Source organism: Acinetobacter sp. ANC 4779, from assembly GCF_004331055.1.
Taxonomy (GTDB): Bacteria; Pseudomonadota; Gammaproteobacteria; order Pseudomonadales; family Moraxellaceae; genus Acinetobacter.
Genome location: NZ_SJNU01000019.1, coordinates 18,018 through 34,797, shown reverse-complemented (window position 1 = coordinate 34,797; position 16,780 = coordinate 18,018). Strand labels below are relative to the sequence as shown.

15 protein-coding genes and 1 pseudogene are annotated in these 16,780 nt (G+C 38.3%); 8 read left to right on the top strand and 8 right to left on the bottom strand.

Going from position 1 to position 16,780, the window contains the following annotated elements; all coding sequences use genetic code 11:
* The first annotated feature begins 34 nt into the window (after positions 1 to 34).
* From E0H80_RS16185 to E0H80_RS16160, 5 genes are all read left to right on the top strand, one after another.
* The gene (locus E0H80_RS16185) at positions 35 to 190 is read left to right on the top strand and encodes an RcnB family protein (protein WP_228260015.1); all 156 of its coding nucleotides are present in this window, start codon (positions 35 to 37) and stop codon (positions 188 to 190) included.
* A 188-nt stretch (positions 191 to 378) separates the two neighbouring features.
* Entirely contained in the window at positions 379 to 741 is a 363-nt protein-coding gene (locus E0H80_RS16180; RefSeq protein ID WP_131367425.1) for a NirD/YgiW/YdeI family stress tolerance protein, read from the top strand.
* Positions 742 to 1,132: 391 nt separating this feature from the next.
* Positions 1,133 to 1,573: a winged helix-turn-helix transcriptional regulator gene (locus E0H80_RS16170; RefSeq protein WP_131367423.1), complete on the top strand. Its 441-nt coding sequence runs from the start codon at positions 1,133 to 1,135 to the stop codon at positions 1,571 to 1,573.
* Positions 1,574 to 1,921: 348 nt separating this feature from the next.
* Positions 1,922 to 2,725 carry an oxidoreductase gene (locus E0H80_RS16165; protein WP_131367422.1) on the top strand — a complete coding sequence of 268 codons (804 nt, stop codon included), beginning with the start codon at positions 1,922 to 1,924 and terminating at the stop codon, positions 2,723 to 2,725.
* Between the two features lie 57 nt (positions 2,726 to 2,782).
* On the top strand, positions 2,783 to 3,781 hold the full coding sequence (locus E0H80_RS16160; RefSeq protein WP_131367420.1) for an NADP-dependent oxidoreductase: 999 nt from the start codon (positions 2,783 to 2,785) through the stop codon (positions 3,779 to 3,781).
* 288 nt (positions 3,782 to 4,069) lie between these two features.
* Here the strand turns inward: E0H80_RS16160 and purD are convergent, their stop codons facing one another.
* From purD to E0H80_RS16120, 8 genes and pseudogenes are all read right to left on the bottom strand, one after another.
* The gene (purD, locus tag E0H80_RS16155; protein WP_131367418.1) at positions 4,070 to 5,353 is read right to left on the bottom strand and encodes a phosphoribosylamine--glycine ligase; all 1,284 of its coding nucleotides are present in this window, start codon (positions 5,351 to 5,353) and stop codon (positions 4,070 to 4,072) included.
* 130 nt (positions 5,354 to 5,483) lie between these two features.
* Positions 5,484 to 7,058, bottom strand: a complete 1,575-nt coding sequence (gene purH, locus E0H80_RS16150; protein WP_131367416.1) for a bifunctional phosphoribosylaminoimidazolecarboxamide formyltransferase/IMP cyclohydrolase — start codon at positions 7,056 to 7,058, stop codon at positions 5,484 to 5,486.
* 94 nt (positions 7,059 to 7,152) lie between these two features.
* A complete protein-coding gene (gene fis / locus E0H80_RS16145) occupies positions 7,153 to 7,422 on the bottom strand; it encodes a DNA-binding transcriptional regulator Fis (protein ID WP_001086304.1) in 270 nt (89 codons plus the stop codon).
* A gap of 385 nt (positions 7,423 to 7,807) precedes the next feature.
* On the bottom strand, positions 7,808 to 8,677 hold the full coding sequence (locus E0H80_RS16140) for a DUF3426 domain-containing protein (protein ID WP_131367414.1): 870 nt from the start codon (positions 8,675 to 8,677) through the stop codon (positions 7,808 to 7,810).
* Between the two features lie 15 nt (positions 8,678 to 8,692).
* Positions 8,693 to 9,598, bottom strand: coding sequence for a 50S ribosomal protein L11 methyltransferase (gene prmA / locus E0H80_RS16135; RefSeq protein ID WP_131367412.1), 906 nt, complete (start codon positions 9,596 to 9,598; stop codon positions 8,693 to 8,695).
* Positions 9,599 to 9,732: 134 nt separating this feature from the next.
* Entirely contained in the window at positions 9,733 to 10,608 is an 876-nt protein-coding gene (locus E0H80_RS16130) for a bile acid:sodium symporter family protein (protein ID WP_131367410.1), read from the bottom strand.
* 283 nt (positions 10,609 to 10,891) lie between these two features.
* A pseudogene (locus tag E0H80_RS16125) lies at positions 10,892 to 11,775 on the bottom strand (bile acid:sodium symporter family protein).
* Between the two features lie 159 nt (positions 11,776 to 11,934).
* Complete coding sequence (locus tag E0H80_RS16120) at positions 11,935 to 12,420, bottom strand: hypothetical protein (RefSeq protein ID WP_131367404.1); 486 nt, start codon at positions 12,418 to 12,420, stop codon at positions 11,935 to 11,937.
* 256 nt (positions 12,421 to 12,676) lie between these two features.
* Between E0H80_RS16120 and mnmG the strand changes: the two genes are divergently transcribed.
* The 3 genes from mnmG (at position 12,677) to E0H80_RS16105 (ending at position 16,543) form a co-directional block, all read left to right on the top strand.
* A complete protein-coding gene (gene mnmG, locus E0H80_RS16115; RefSeq protein WP_131367401.1) occupies positions 12,677 to 14,557 on the top strand; it encodes a tRNA uridine-5-carboxymethylaminomethyl(34) synthesis enzyme MnmG in 1,881 nt (626 codons plus the stop codon).
* Between the two features lie 312 nt (positions 14,558 to 14,869).
* On the top strand, positions 14,870 to 16,075 hold the full coding sequence (gene mhpT / locus E0H80_RS16110) for a 3-(3-hydroxy-phenyl)propionate transporter MhpT (protein WP_131367399.1): 1,206 nt from the start codon (positions 14,870 to 14,872) through the stop codon (positions 16,073 to 16,075).
* A gap of 141 nt (positions 16,076 to 16,216) precedes the next feature.
* Complete coding sequence (locus E0H80_RS16105; RefSeq protein WP_131367427.1) at positions 16,217 to 16,543, top strand: hypothetical protein; 327 nt, start codon at positions 16,217 to 16,219, stop codon at positions 16,541 to 16,543.
* Positions 16,544 to 16,780: the final 237 nt, after the last annotated feature.

The window sequence follows — 16,780 nt, the reverse complement described above, 5'->3', positions numbered from 1 at the left end:
AAAACCTTCAAGTGATTAGAAAGCTGGACAATTTATTCCTTCTCAATACCGTAAGGGTTATTCATTAGACCATAACAAATATATCAAACTGACTAAACCAGCTAAGAATCAACAATGGGTGAAAGTAAATAATGATTATGTGCTTATCAATACAGTGAATCACCAGATCGTTAAAATTATGAAAGGTTGATAGCTCTAATAGAGTGAAATTCTCTAGAGGACTTTAAATACATTCTTGGAAAAAAGCAGATCTTGAGATCTGCTTTTTTCTTTTTCTTTTTCAATTATCAATATTATCTACAATTAACATAATACACCTTATACGAACTTTAAAAATTTGGTTATATAAGAAGATCATCATAAATAAGAGTAATACTCATGAACAAAATACTTTTAACTATAATTACTGGGCTCTGCTTATTGGGTAGTAGTTTAGTCTTTGCAAAATCAGAAGTAGCGTTAGTGAAAGAAGCGAGCAAAAATGTCGTAACTGTTGCGAAAGCAAAAACTTTAACAGATGAAACAGGTGTAACCTTAAAAGGTACTATCGTTCAGCATATTTCTGGTGATGATTTTGAGTTTAAAGATTCTACAGGTTCAATTGTAATTGATGTAGATGATGATCTATGGAAACCTATGCAACTTAAAGCAGGCGATAAAGTGAGTATAATTGGTGAAATAGATACTCACCGAATAAAACCTACAGATATTGATGTAATTCAAATTGAAAGAATGAAATAGGATTTCAGAAGTTTGATAAGTTGGCTTGAATTATGTTCGGGCTTTTTTTTGGTATTCTCCAGTACAAATGTCCTATATCGGATATATGCATCACCATATCAATCCGTCCGCTTCGATAATCGCAAAAGTGCATATTCTAAAAGCGGACATTTCTATTTTGGGCTTACATTTTTATTTCATATAACGTCCAGTATGTTAAATAGAGGTGAATCTTAATCTTTAGCCAATATAATTTTCAGTTGATATCACTTGAGCATAAGCAAATTTAAAAGCAGCCATTAATGTTGTACGGACATGGCCAGCAAGTACTTTTATAGAATAATTCTAATAGTTAAGAATATAAAATCATGTTACTATTAATTTAGTAGTTACTGTTGAATTCATTGATTTTATGAGTAAAAATATTAGTCTTGAAGTCTGCCCAATAGCAAAAAGCTTATCAGTTTTTGGTGATGCTTGGAGCATATTGATATTACGAGATGCCCATTCAGGATTTACACGATTTGATCAATTTCGTAAAAGTTTAGGCATCGCTCCCACAATGTTAACTAAACGTTTATCTGTATTGGTGGATGAAGGGTTGCTTGAAAAGCGAAAATATTCTGAACATCCGCCACGTGAAGAATATGTATTAACTCAAACAGGTAAAGATTCTTTACCTGTTTTATTTGTGATCGGTGCATGGGGACGTAAGCATAAATCTTTTGAAAATCGTGAAAAAATGCCTATTTTTCTTGATACTGAGAAAGGGACAGAAATTAAACCTATTGTAATTGATCAAGTGACGGGAGCTGAAATTGGCACTCGAGCGATTCACCAACACGTTGAATAAAACTCAAAGTACTCATTGTGAGTACTTTTCTATTTCTAAATCAACCTGATGAATTATTATTTTACTTGCTTGAATTGATGGGGTACGAAAAAGAGAAACTATCATTAATTCTATAATAATTGCATTCAATACAACATTCATTTCTTTTAATCTTCAGATTTCACTCAATTTTATGTATTAGCTCTTGAGCTAAAAAATAAAGTCAGTATGAATTTAATCTTAATTATAAATCAGTAAAAATAATCACTATCATTTTAGTAGCAACTATTTTAATTTTACATTATGATCAAAACTTCAAGGTGAAATTGATTATCTAATCATCAATACATTGCAAGTGAGAAATTTTGTATGAAGAGTAAAGTAGTTCTGATTACAGGTGCCTCTTCTGGTATTGGTTTAGCAACAGCCGATCTTTTACATGATGCCGGTTTTATTGTGTATGGTACCAGTCGACGTGCAAGTAATGCTTTTCAATATAAATTTCATCTGATCGAGCTAGATGTAAATAACGATGATTCGGTTAATCATGCAATAGAAAAAGTTCTTCAAAATGAAGGTCAAATTGATGTTTTGATCAATAATGCAGGATTTGCAATCGCACCCGCTGGTGCTGAAGAAAGTTCGATGCAACAAGCTCAAGCTATTTTTGATACCAATTTTTTTGGTGCTGTCCGAATGACCCGTGCTGTACTTCCAATAATGCGCCAACAGAAAGCTGGACTTATTCTGAACATTAGCTCAGTTTTAGGACTGCTGCCAATGCCCTTTGGTGCACTTTATTCTGCTTCGAAACATGCGCTTGAAGGTTATTCAGAGTCTTTAGATCATGAATTGAGGATGCAAGGAATTCGTGTTTCACTGATTGAACCTGCTTACACTAAAACGTCATTAGGCATAAACTTACTTGAAGCAGATGCAAAAATCTCAGCGTATGAGCATAGTCGTGAGAAGCTACATCAACAAATGATAAAATCAATAAATAAGTCAGATGACCCTAGTGTTGTTGCCAAGACTATTTTAAAAGTAATCAATAGCTCACAAATACTTCCACGATATACCGCAGGTAAAACTGCAAAACTTTTAAAGAACATCAGACGATTTGCTCCGGTAAATCTATTTGACACCTTAATTCAGCGAAGTTTGAAAGTGTAATCTAATTCAGAAAATCCATTTCTACCGACCAAAACATTAAATATATAAAGGTTCCAAATGAAAGCAGCTTATATTAATCATTATGGAAAAATCCATGATATACAGCTAGATGAACAGCCTCAACCATCTATGACAGAAAATACTGTACTTGTTCAGGTTCATGCAGCAAGTATTAATCCCCTTGATTTACGCGTACTGGAAGGTGAATTTAAAGCAATTATACCTGTTAAGTTTCCATTTATTTTAGGCAATGATTTTGCTGGTGTCGTTGTACAAATTGGTTCTAAGGTTACTCAGTTCAAAATTGGTGATGAAGTGTATGCGAAGACAGATATGAATGGGGCTTTTGCCGAATATACCGTAGTTGAGCAATCGTCACTTGCCCTCAAACCTCAAAATATTTCGATGCAGCAGGCTGCATCACTACCTCTCGTATCCTTAACCGCATGGCAAGCATTAGTGGAGATTGCAAAAGTTAAATCAGGACAAAAAGTATTGATTCATGCAGGCTCGGGTGGTGTAGGATCGATAGCAATTCAGCTTGCTAAACATCTAGGTGCAACTGTCGCCACCACCACAAGTGGTAAAAATATTGGCTGGGTAAGAGAATTAGGCGCAGATATTATTATTGACTATAAAACGACAGATTTTGAGCAAGAACTGAAAGATTATGATGTAGTCTTCGACACTCAAGGTGGAAAAGTTTTAGAGAAATCAGTCAATGTTCTAAAGCGTAATGGACGCATTATTAGTATTTCAGGGCCACCAGATAAAGCTTTTGCTAAAGCAATCAATGCAAACTGGTTATTAAAATTTATTATTCCTCTCTTAAGTTTATCAATTCGTAATAAAGCCAAAAAAAGAGGTCTCACCTACTCATTTTTGTTTATGCAGCCGAATGGTCAACAGCTATCTCAAATATCAAATCTTGTTGAAATAGGAAAAATAAAGCCTGTGCTAGATACAGAATATGATTTTTCCAAAATAAAGGAAGCACTTGAATACGTAAATACTGGACGTGCTAAAGGTAAAGTTATTTTAAAAATTTCCGAATGATAATGTTCCCTATAGTAAAATTTTATAGATAAAGATTTTAATATCATTGCTTAATCCAAGTGATCTTTATAATTTTTCTAAAATTAACATAATTCAGTTTATACGAAATGATTTTTTAATTATTTAAAAACATGTGCTTAAACTTTATTTGAAGGGAAAAGTGTAGCTGACTAGATGTTCAGTATGAAATATCAGCTTCTTGAAATCATACTTAGATTTTAAAACGAGTAAGCCTAAAAAGCCCACAAAAATGTGGGCTTTTTAGGCTTACTCTATTCTTTAAAAGAATTAAGCATTTTCACGCGCAATTGCACGGTAGCCAATATCTTTACGGTATTGAACGCCGTCAAAAGTCACTTTTTCACAAAGTTCCAATGCTTTCGCTTGTGCTTCGCCAATCGTGTTCCCGATTGCAGTTACACATAGCACACGACCACCAGCGGTTACAATTTCACCATTTTCATTGGCTTTAGTGCCTGCATGGAAGATTTTGGCATCAGTCATGGTTGTATTTAGACCTGAAATTACATCACCATTACTTGAAGTTTCAGGGTAGCCTTTAGATGCAAGCACGATGCCTACAGTTTTACGTTCATCCCATTCAGCTTCCACAGGTAAGTTCCCTGCAATACCAGCTTCAACCAAATCCACCAAAGATGATTTTAAACGCATCATGATCGGTTGAGTTTCAGGGTCACCAAAACGGCAGTTAAATTCGATAACTTTAGGTTGACCTTGTTCATCAATCATCAAACCTGCATACAAGAAACCTGTATATACGTGACCGTCTTTTTTCATACCTTCAACAGTCGGACGCATTACTTCATTCATGGCTTTTTCGAACACCTCAGCTGTCACAACTGGAGCAGGAGAGTAAGCACCCATCCCACCTGTGTTGGGACCTTGGTCTCCTTCAAAGATACGTTTGTGATCTTGAGAGGTAGCCATTGGCAGGATATTGTCGCCATCAATCATACAAATGAATGATGCTTCTTCACCGGCAAGGAATTCTTCGATAACAACACGAGAGCCTGCATCACCAAATTTGTTACCGGCCAACATGTCATCAATGGCATCAAATGCTTCTTGATTGGTCATGGCAACAATCACGCCTTTACCTGCAGCAAGACCATCAGCTTTAATGACAATCGGTGCACCATTTTTTTCAACAAAGGCTTTCGCTTCAGCAACATCAGTAAAGACATCGTAGAATGCCGTTGGAATGTTGTGGCGTTTCAGGAAGTGCTTCGCAAATGCTTTAGAGCCTTCAAGCTGCGCTGCAAATTGAGTCGGGCCCCAAACTTTTACCTCAGCTGCACGGCAAGCATCCACTACACCATTGACGAGCGGCGCTTCCGGGCCAACAATCACAAGTTCTACCGCATTATTTTTTGCAAAATCGATAATTGCAGCATTGTCTAAAATACTTAAATTAACATTTTCACATTTATTTTCAGTGGCTGTACCTGCATTGCCCGGTGCAACAAAAACTTTCGCTACTTTATCGTCTTGCGCGATTTTCCATGCCAATGCATGTTCACGTCCGCCATTACCCAATACTAAAATATTCATCGCTTCATACTCCATGAATCGAAATAACATAAAGTCCTCAACCCAGAACAGGTGAGGACTCTATGCAAGATTTAGAAATCTGTTTTAAACCACATGTATGACTTTGTCATTACAGTCAGGATGCCATCAATTAATGACGGAAATGACGCATGCCAGTGAAGACCATTGCAATGCCAGCTTCATCCGCAGCTGCAATAGTTTCTTCATCACGCATAGAACCGCCTGGTTGAATAATGCATTTGATTCCTGCTTGAGCAGCATTATCAATACCATCACGGAATGGGAAGAATGCATCAGACGCCATTACAGCACCTTCAACCACTAAACCTGCATGTTCAGCTTTAATCGCTGCAATACGAGCAGAATTAATACGGCTCATTTGACCTGCGCCCACACCAATGGTTTGACGGCCTTTGGCATAAACAATCGCGTTGGATTTCACGTATTTCGCAACTTTCCAGGCAAAAATCATATCGTCGATTTCAGCTTCAGTTGGTGCACGTTTAGTCACAACTTTAAGATCATCTTTGGTGATCATGCCTAAGTCTTGATCTTGAACCAGTAAACCGCCATTTACGCGTTTATAATCCAACTGAGATTTGCGCGCATCGATTGCTGGAAGTTCACCACAGATCAGTACGCGGACGTTTTTCTTCGCGCCAGTCACGTCTAAAACGCCATCAGCAATACTTGGTGCAATGATGACTTCAACGAATTGACGGTCAACAATTGCTTGTGCAGTTGCAACGTCTAATTCACGGTTGAATGCAATGATGCCGCCAAATGCAGATTCAGGATCTGTCGCATAAGCGAGATCGTAAGCTGTTTGGATGCCATCTAGAGAAACTGCAACACCACAAGGGTTTGCATGTTTAACGATTACACAGGCAGGTTTAGCGAAAGATTTCACACATTCAAGGGCTGCATCTGTATCTGCAATGTTGTTATAAGAGAGTTCTTTGCCTTGAAGCTGAGTTGCGGTTGCAACAGACGCTTCGGTTGCTGTGTCTTCTACATAGAAAGCAGCAGATTGATGAGGATTTTCACCATAACGTAAATCTTGAGCTTTATTCAATTGCGTATTAAAGGTGCGTGAAAATTTGTCTGCCTGACCTTCCTCGACACCTACGCGAGCGCCTAGGTAAGAAGCGATCATGCCATCGTACTGTGCAGTATGTTCAAATGCTTTAACTGCCAAGTCAAAGCGAGTTTCAAGAGATAACGCACCGTTGGTTTTTATTTCAGCAATTACGGTATCGTAATCAGCAGCATTGACCACAATACCCACAGACGCATGGTTTTTTGCAGCAGCACGAACCATCGTTGGGCCACCAATGTCGATATTTTCAATCGCATCAGCCAATGAACAGTTCGGTTTAGCAACGGTTGCAGCAAAAGGATAAAGGTTCACAACCACTAAATCGATGGCATCGATATTGTGTTCTTGCATTACCGCTTCGTCTAGACCACGGCGAGCTAAGATACCCCCATGAATTTTAGGATGTAGTGTTTTAACACGACCATCCATCATTTCCGGGAACCCAGTGTGCTCTGAAACTTCCACTACAGCGATATTGTTGTCTTTAAGCAACTTATATGTACCGCCAGTAGATAAAATTTCTACCCCAAGAGCTACAAGGTTTTTAGCAAATTCAACGATCCCTGATTTATCAGATACAGAGATTAATGCGCGTTTAATAGTCATGATTTTCGTCAACAATATTAAAGGTCTAGATTAAAACAGAAGGCAAAACATAAGATAAAAAAAATGCCCACGGTAACCGTGAGCATTTTATCATTTATTCACTCATTAAACCGTGAGCTTTTAACTTTTTACGTAAAGTACCACGGTTGAGTCCGAGGATCTCGGCAGCGCGTGTCTGATTCCCACGCGTATATTCTAGAACTACAGATAGAAGAGGTTTCTCCATTTCTGCCAGCACCATGTCATATACCTGAGAAGGTTGCTCGCCTTGCAATTGTGCAAAATAATGGCGAACTGCGCGATCTACGTGAATACGAAGAGCGACATCAGATTGTGCAGTAAAAATAGGAGATTTGCTATTCATGCGAATTAATCCGAAAAATCAAATATCACTTGGGTAAAGGGATATATAAAAAGGGTCTAAAATTTTAATTCCGTTTTAGGTCCTAAAACGGAAGTTCTAAAACTTGTACATTTAGCTTGCCACAACTCGACAGTTTTGATCGAAAATTAAGCGTAACAATAGTTTAATATTTGTTACTGACCAAAATCAAAACAAAAAAATCTACTCAATACGCATTATGAGGATAAAGCGCATATAAGCTAAACTATAATTGTTGTGAAAATAGTGAGGAGTTTGCAGCACAAAGCTTTCGTGGCGCGTATGATAGCATTGTCTAAGAAAAAGTGAGCAAGAAAACTGCATTTTTTTTACATTTTTTTGTTTTTTTTAATAGTTTTTTTCAATATTAAGGTCGAATTATTTCCAAACTGTAGGTATCAAAGCTTTTGCGTTCCACCGGAAGACTAAACTTGAATTTAAAAGGACTATTCTGTGGAATTCGTTGTATTCCAGTAAGACTGTCAATCAGGTATTCAGAAGGCGGGAGAGAATAAGAAGAAATAATTTCTCCATTATCTTTTAAATTTACCTTAATGATCGGCAAGGCTAAACTTTTAGAATGGTAATTAATGAGCTCACCGGTGAATTGAGTTTTTTGCTTAGAAATTTGTTTTACTTTCACTTTATTGGTGGAGATGAGACGATAATTTTGTTCCATAATTGAACAATTAAATGCCTGGCAGGCGCTATTAAATAAACCACTAAACACCGGACTATTATTTAAAATTTTTGGATTAAACCAAAAAAATTGAAAAATAAGTAAACCAATCAAACATAAATTAACAACACTCCATAAAACATAGTTCCAAGGACTTTTTTTATTTTCTTGTTCCAGTTTTTCAGACCAATTCAGAGCTGGGTATGTTCCAATCGGGTCTGTACTGAAATAATTTAAATTGTTGAGATAGGTTTTTAAGTCAATATTGGAGTTTTCCACTTTACGATCGAAAATACCCAATAAATATTGTTCTGCATGCTGATTTGCCATAAATGTCTCAGCGTTTATCACATGAGATTGAGGATTTTTATTATCAAGATTTGCAGGGGAGGTTGATGGAGTAGAAGGTTGATCTGCTTCTACTACCAGATGTGTTAACGCATTAAAATTTGTCGAACATTTCGCACAGCAAACCATGCCTCGAGCAACTGTCAGTTGAGCCACGGAGACTTTATACTTGGTAAAACAGTTGGGGCAGTAGGTTTGTTTTTCGCTCATAGTCTATTCAAAATTTTAATGGGTATTTTGGCGTTTTCCCGAAATTCGACACCAATGTTCTTCGCGTTTTTCGACTTGAAGTATATCAAAAAACTCAGAATAAACACTAGAAACATCAGCAACTTGCTCTTCTAATATACCTGCAAGTGCGAACTCGCCCTCAGATTTAACTAAAGTTGCGAATTCAGGCGCAAGAGCCATGAGCGGTCCAGCAAGAATGTTTGCAACAAATACATCGGCTTTTTGAGCTTTAAACTCTTCATTGAATTCATCAGGCAAACCAACAAATAAGTTTCCCAATACTCCATTCAATTCAGCATTCTGTTTAGTCGCCAGTACTGCTTGAGGGTCAATATCCGTGGCATATACTTTTTTGGCACCGAATAACAGTGCAGCAACGCCTAAAATGCCTGAACCACAACCATAATCAATGACAATTTTATCTTTAACATCAGTTTTACCGAGCCATTGTAAGCACAGGAAAGTACTGGCGTGATTACCTGTACCAAATGCTAGACCTGGATCAAGCTTAATATTTACAGCATCTGCTTCTGGGGCTTCCATCCATTCTGGAACAATCCAGTATTTCTCACCGATTTGAATCGGTTCATAAGCATCCATCCATGTGCGTTCCCATTCTTGGTCTTCAATAAACTCATGATGTAATGGCGCTTCAGGCATTTGTGCGGTAATAAATGTCGTTAAAGCATCGACATCAATTTCTTCGCCTTCTTCTTGTGCGTAGATGCCGGTTACAATAACTTTATTCCAAAGTGGAGTTTCACCTGGAAGTGGTTCAAGTAAGTCCTGATTTTCAGCATCATCTAAAGTTACGCTAACAGCGCCTAATGAACTGAGGAGGGTTTCAGTAAAATCGACTTGAGCTTGATCAACGGTAATATGAATTTGTAACCACTTCACGGAGATAACCTAAATTTGTGTTTTTAAAAATGCCATTGTAACGGAACTCAGGCTTAAACAACTATATATTGATAAAAACTATGCTGAAAATAAAAGGATGCCTACCTGCCATCCTTTTATTTAGACCCTATGAATTAACTCACTACCGCATGTGGCTGTGGTGCAAATTTATTGAGTAGCATCCCAAATACAGCGGCAAAGACATACATGAAAATAGAATACACCGCAGCAGGCATAGCAATGGTAGAGCTTGCCATGACAGTAAGGGCAATCGTCATGGCAAGTGTGCTGTTATGAATGCCAATTTCAAAAGCGCAAGCACGGGCTTGGGCGCTATTAATACCCAGTAAGCGCGGTACAAAATAACCAATGATTAAACTACACAAGCAGAATAAAACAGTTGCCAAGCCCACTTGCGCTAAATATTCCAAAATTTGATGGCGTTCTTTTGCGACTGCACCAATAATAATCAGCACCAAAAAGCTCACCGCAAAAATGCGTAGCGGTTTATTTAGTTTAGCCGTGAAGTGGGGAGCATAACGTCGAATCAGCATACCAATCCCTACAGGAATAATAATGATGGCAAACACTTGCAATATTTTGCTGAACTGCAAGCTAATTTGTTGTCCATCATTCATAAAGTATTGAATGGAAAAATTAACGATAAAAGGCAGGGTAAAAGCAGCAATGATTGAGTTGATCGCAGTTAAAGTAATATTGAGTGCTATATCACCTTTAAACAAATAGCTAAATAAGTTGGCTGTACTTCCTCCGGGGGAGGCTGCAAGTAGCATCAGGCCAACAGCAAGCAGAGGCGGAAGCGCTAATACTTTACAAATGATAAATGCAATGCTGACTAAAACCACCAATTGGCAAAACAGGGCAATGAAAACCACCTTGGGTTGCTGGGTTACGCGGGCAAAATCTTTTAGGGTAAGCTCTAGCCCTAAACCAATCATAATGATGGCAAGTGCTAAAGGTAATAAAATGGTGATGATTCCGGAATCCATTCAAAATCTCCTTTTTAAATTCGTTATTTTTTTGCTCGGGGTGGAAATTTTCTTGTACTGATTTATATAACTTGAATACTGTTAAGTGTATAGCGGATATATATAGAATATGGAATAGCAAAAATTGTTCTTTAGTCACTACCTAGTAATCGCATTAATTGTCTTTGAATTTTTTTTCTTGGAATGAAGACAATTACTCGGTGGAATCATTATTTTGCTTAGATTTTATTTATATTAGAGTATGCATCTTCAAATCTCTATTGCAGTTATAAATCAGATACTTTTAATCATTGAGCGCTTTTGAATTTGCTTCTTTAAGTCGCAGTGGGCGTCTTGTTAAAATGTAGCCAAATATAAAAGCAAAAATGTACATAAAAATAGAATAGATTCCTGCAGGTAAAGCAATGGTGGTACTAGATAATACGGATAATGCAATCGTCATTGCAACTGAGGTGTTATGAATGCCTATTTCAAAGGTACAAGCGCGCGCCTGTTTGTCAGAAATCCCTGCCATATGCGGTATAAGATAGCCAACCGATAAACTGATAAAACAAAAAAGCGCAGTTGCAAGTCCAATATCGGCAAAATATTCAACAAGGTTAAAACGTTCTCTATATATGGCATAAAAGAAAATCAAAAATAAAAAAAGCACGGAAAATAATCGCATGGGTCTATTCAGTTTTAGTGCAAGGTTGGGTGCGATTGAACGAATCAACATTCCCAAACAAACCGGGATAAAAACAATTAAAAAGACTTGGGTGATTTTTTCAGCCGGCATACCAATTTTTGCATGGTCACCTAAAAAGTAATGAATCGACAGATTGACGATAAACGGCAAGGTAAAAGTACAAATCAGCGAGTTAATTGCGGTGAGCGTAATATTGAGGGCTACATCACCTTTAAAAAGATAGCTGATGAAGTTTGCAGTTGGTCCACTAGGTGAAGCAGCCAGTAGCATCAAGCCTACAGCTAATAGTGGAGGGAGTTTTAACAAAATACAGATAAAAAAAGCGATCAAAACCAGAATAATCAGTTGGGCAAATAAAGCCAAAAAAATAACTTTAGGATGGCGTTGTATACGAAGAAAATCTTTTACTGTAAGTTCCAGCCCTAATCCTGTCATCCAAGCGCTACGGGCAAAAAAAGAGCAAATAACCCCGAATCCATGGAATATCCTTTTTTCTATTTTTTATCCTTAATATGCTTTGAGTTTAAACGAGTTGTGTAAATAATCAATATGCAAAACGGGTAAAAGTAGTTCTTTTACCCGTTGAGAATTTGAATAAAATTAGTGTCTTATATAAATTATTGCGACAGAAGTTTAGGTTAAGGTTGCATTTGTGGTTGAGTTTGCATATCAGGTTGAGAATGCATTTGTGGTTGCATTCCAGGCTGAGAATACATTGGACGTTGCATATCCGGTGGGGACTGCATTTGACGTTGCATATTAGATTGGGACTGCATTGAAGGTCGAGGTGGTACAAAACCTAAAGCGCATTTCCCTTTGATTTCTGTACCATTCACCATTGCCATTTTAGCATTCATATCTCCACTACAAGCAGTGGTTAATTCTACTTCATCTCCATTAACAGCAGCATTTTTTGCAGAAGGGAAGAATTGAGGTTCACAGGTACCATTCCAGATTACACCTCGATAAGCAAAGCTGACTTGAGCACCTTGAGTTTTACCTTTACAAACCTGTTGATATTTCTGCGCATTATAAACCTTTTCAACTTTATCATTGGCAGAGGTTGCAAATGGTGCAAGACATAAACCACATAGAATGGATGAGAGGAGGAAATTCTTATTCATCTTTTATACCTTTGTTTGTAATGTATCCAACTTCAAGCTTAAAAAATAACCAAAATAAAACAATGCCAATCACGTAAATTTTTGCCGACTAAGTGTTTTGTTTCTATAGTAACTCTGCAAAGCATGATTACATTGCAACTTTTTATGATTGCTACCCAGTCAGGTCTTGATTGATAAAATCGACTGATTTTATCCACTTATCTTTCTCAGTTTTGATATAATAATCCGTCATTCTTTTTTTATCTCTCAAACCATTATGCATTATCCTAAAGTTTACGATGTCATTGTTATCGGTGGCGGCCACGCTGGCACCGAAGCAGCACTTGCTGCAGCGCGTATGGGTCGCCAGACTTTGCTCTTAACTCATAACATTGAGACTTTAGGGCAGATGAGCTGTAATCCTGCCATCGGTGGTATTGGTAAGTCCCATTTAGTCCGTGAAATTGATGCCTTAGGCGGTGCCATGGCACTTTCTGCCGATAAGAGCGGTATTCAATTCCGTATTTTAAATTCACGTAAAGGCGCTGCGGTACGTGCCACACGTGCGCAAGCAGACCGTGTACGATTTAAAGCAGCCATTCGTGAAACTCTAGAAAATCAGGCTAACTTAGATATTTTCCAGCAAGCGGCGGATGATTTAATTGTTGAAGGCGATACAGTTAAAGGTGTAGTGACTCAAATGGGGATTCGCTTTGATGCGAAAACTGTTGTCTTAACTACGGGTACCTTCTTGGGGGGTGTCATCCATGTTGGACTTGAGAAATCTAGCGGTGGTCGTGCGGGTGATCCGCCATCTATTTCATTGGCTGCACGTTTGCGTGAATTGAATTTACCCGTCGGTCGCTTAAAAACAGGTACGCCGCCACGTATTGATGCACGTTCAGTTGATTTCTCTGTCATGACGCCGCAGCCAGGTGATTTCCCGTCTCCGACCATGTCATTTATGGGTGATGCATCTATGCATCCGGAACAAGTGAATTGCTATATCACCCATACCAACGAACGTACTCATGAAATCATTCGTGGCGGACTCGACCGTTCACCTATGTATACCGGTAAAATTGAAGGTGTAGGTCCACGTTATTGCCCGTCAATTGAAGATAAAATTCATAAATTTGCGGATAAAAATTCTCACCAAGTATTCCTTGAGCCAGAAGGTCTGGATACGCATGAACTTTATCCAAACGGTATTTCAACGTCTTTACCTTTTGACGTGCAGTTTGAGTTGGTACGTTCAATCCGTGGTATGGAAAATGCACACATTCTTCGTCCGGGTTATGCAATCGAATACGATTATTTCAATCCACAAGCATTGAAATTCTCGCTTGAAACTAAAGCCATTGCTAATTTGTATTTTGCAGGTCAGATTAACGGTACCACGGGTTATGAAGAAGCGGGTGCGCAAGGTTTGCTTGCAGGCTTAAATGCTGCACGCCGTGCCTGGGACCAAGAACAATGGACACCAAAACGTGATGAAGCGTATATGGGCGTGTTGGTTGATGATTTGATTACACTCGGTACAAAAGAACCGTATCGTATGTTTACTTCACGTGCCGAATATCGTTTGATGCTGCGTGAAGACAATGCGGATCAACGTTTAACTGCAATCGGCCGTGAAATGGGCTTGGTTGATGATACGCGTTGGGCAGCTTATTGCGAAAAAATGGAAGCAGTGGAGAAAGAAACTGGTCGCCTACAACACTTATGGGCTGCACCCAACAATCCAATGGGGAAAAAATTCGTTGAGTTGACAGGTGCAGATCTTTCTAAAGAGTGTTCTGCGATTGATTTGTTGAAACGTCCAAATATCAATTTTGCTCAAATTGCAGAACTCACAGGTTCTGAAGTTACTCCATTTGTGGGCGAGCAAATTGAAATTGCAGTGAAATATGCCGGTTATATTAGCCGTCAGCACGAAGATGTTGCACAAATGAAGCGTCTGGAAGAAACACGTATTCCTGCCGATTTTGACTTTGATATCATTTCTGGTTTATCGCGTGAAATCACCTTGAAATTGAAAGATGTGCGTCCTGAAACTTTAGCGCAAGCGAGCCGTATTCCGGGTGTTACACCTGCTGCGGTACAGCTGGTCATGATTACGATTCGTAAGAATGGCCAAGCGAAGAAATCTGCGTAATTTGCCGAATTTAAAAAACCCGCATTATGCGGGTTTTTTAATGCTTAATTTTCATGAATCAATTTTGAATATGGTTTAATCACAAATAACTACTATAAATATAAGTCATTGAAAATAAATACCAATAAATAAAACTAAGACTTGAATTGTCTGTTTGTTTAATCTTTTAAGTCTAATTTGATGGGCTTTCCATATTTTTATGCCATGAAATCCGACTATTGTAGTGGTATTTTTGGTGAGTGATTGCACAGAGAATAGTGAGATAAATCGTTATTGTACAAACGATTTGTATACTATTGATGGAGATCAATCATGGCACAAACACACACAGGGAAACTACAAAAAATCTTAACGATATTTTTGTGTTTTTGGGTCGCATTTTTTGAAGGTTTCGATCTTCAAGCACCAGGTATTGCAGCGAAAGGAATTGCGGCAACCTTTGGTTTAGATCAGATTCAGATGGGGTATGTCTTTAGTTTGGGCGTATTTGGAATGCTGTTTGGGGCATTCTTTGGTGGACGTATTGCGGATTATTTGGGACAAAAGAAAGTCCTGATGTTATCTATTGGTATTTTTGGTGTTTTCATGGCGCTGACTGCAATTGCACCAAGCGTCGAATTTTTATACGCAGCGCGCTTCTTTACCGGACTTGGCTTGGGTGCAGCAATGCCGACCATGATTTCAGTGGTGGGTGATGAAGCAACGGAGGCCAATCGCGGCAAGTTAAATAGCCTGATGTATTGTGGTTTACCCGTTGGCGCAATTTTTGTAGCTGGTTTGGCAATTTTATTGCCTGAAATCGAATGGCATACCTTGTTTTTGATTGGTGGTTTAACGCCGTTAGCGCTTATTCCATTTATGGCGTTTATTCTTAAAGATAAGCCAAAACCTGTAGCTGTAGCGCAAGTGCCTCCAGAAGCGGTTCCTGGGATGGCGCAAGTATTGTTTAAAAACCAACAGTATAAAAATACCTTGCCACTTTGGGTTGGTTTCTTCTTTACCTTAATGATCAATTATATTTTGATTAGCTGGTTGCCTAACTTGCTGATGGAACAAGGTTTGCAAAAACAACAAGCATTCATGGTGATGTTGGTATTCCAAGTGGGCGCGGTAATTGGGACTTTGGCTTTGGGTTACTTGCTTGATCGCTTAAAACTCTGGCAAATGGCAGTGATTATCTATAGTGGTTTATTTGTTGCCTTGAGTTTGTTATTCACCACCACCTCTATTCCAATGTTGGTTTTGGCGGGGGTAATGGGCGGGATCTTCTCAACTGGTGGTCAATCCATTCTTTACGGTATTTCACCTATCTTTTATTCAGGCACCGGTAAGGTGACCGGTGTGGGCAGTGCGATTTCTCTAGGGCGCTTAGGTGCCATGACCGGACCCTTACTGACAGGGAAAATATTGGCGCTCGGTTTAGGAACCACGGGTATTTTAATGGCGAGTTTGCCGGCAGTGGTAATTTCTGCTGTGGCGGTCACTGCATTATCACGTTATAAATCTGCGCATAAATAGATGATTGCTGATCTTTAAAAAAACATGACTTTAAAAAGGGAATCTAAAGATTCCCTTTTTTATTGCAAATATGGATTGAAAAAATAAAGTCGTCTCAATAATTTGCTAAAATGCATGTATAGCAAACAGACTTATTTTTATATGGCTTACCAACTTATTTCGTTATCCATTCAAGCAACGGACAACATTCAGTGTCCCCATTGTCAACAAGATGTTATTAATTGGGCTGAAGAGCAGTATGTACAGCCTTGTGAACATACTTTATTTATTGCCATGGATATCGGTTTTGAATATATGACTGATGAATTTGAGCAAAGCATGCCGCGTTCTGTGGATGATCTGCATGCACATGATGATCAGGTGAATATGTTTACAGAAATCACGCAATCTAGGTATCTCCATTATTTGATTTTTCAATCTGATTTGGGCATAGCCGGGTATTCTCGCTATGTAGGTTTTACTGCATAAATAGCATTCAATAAAAAAGCTCCAAACATGGTGATACTCGTCAGTTAAGAAATTTTAAAATGAACTTTTTAACTTTTGGTTATTGTGAAAGGGGCCTTAGCTGTTTAATCCTATCTGAGGAGTTTATTGCTTCCGTGCGAACCAGTGTTTCTATTTGCCAACAGAACTAAAAGCATTTTGTTATTCATAAACCTGTTTAATTTCTATTTCTTAATCTTTTATTGTAAAGACAATAGC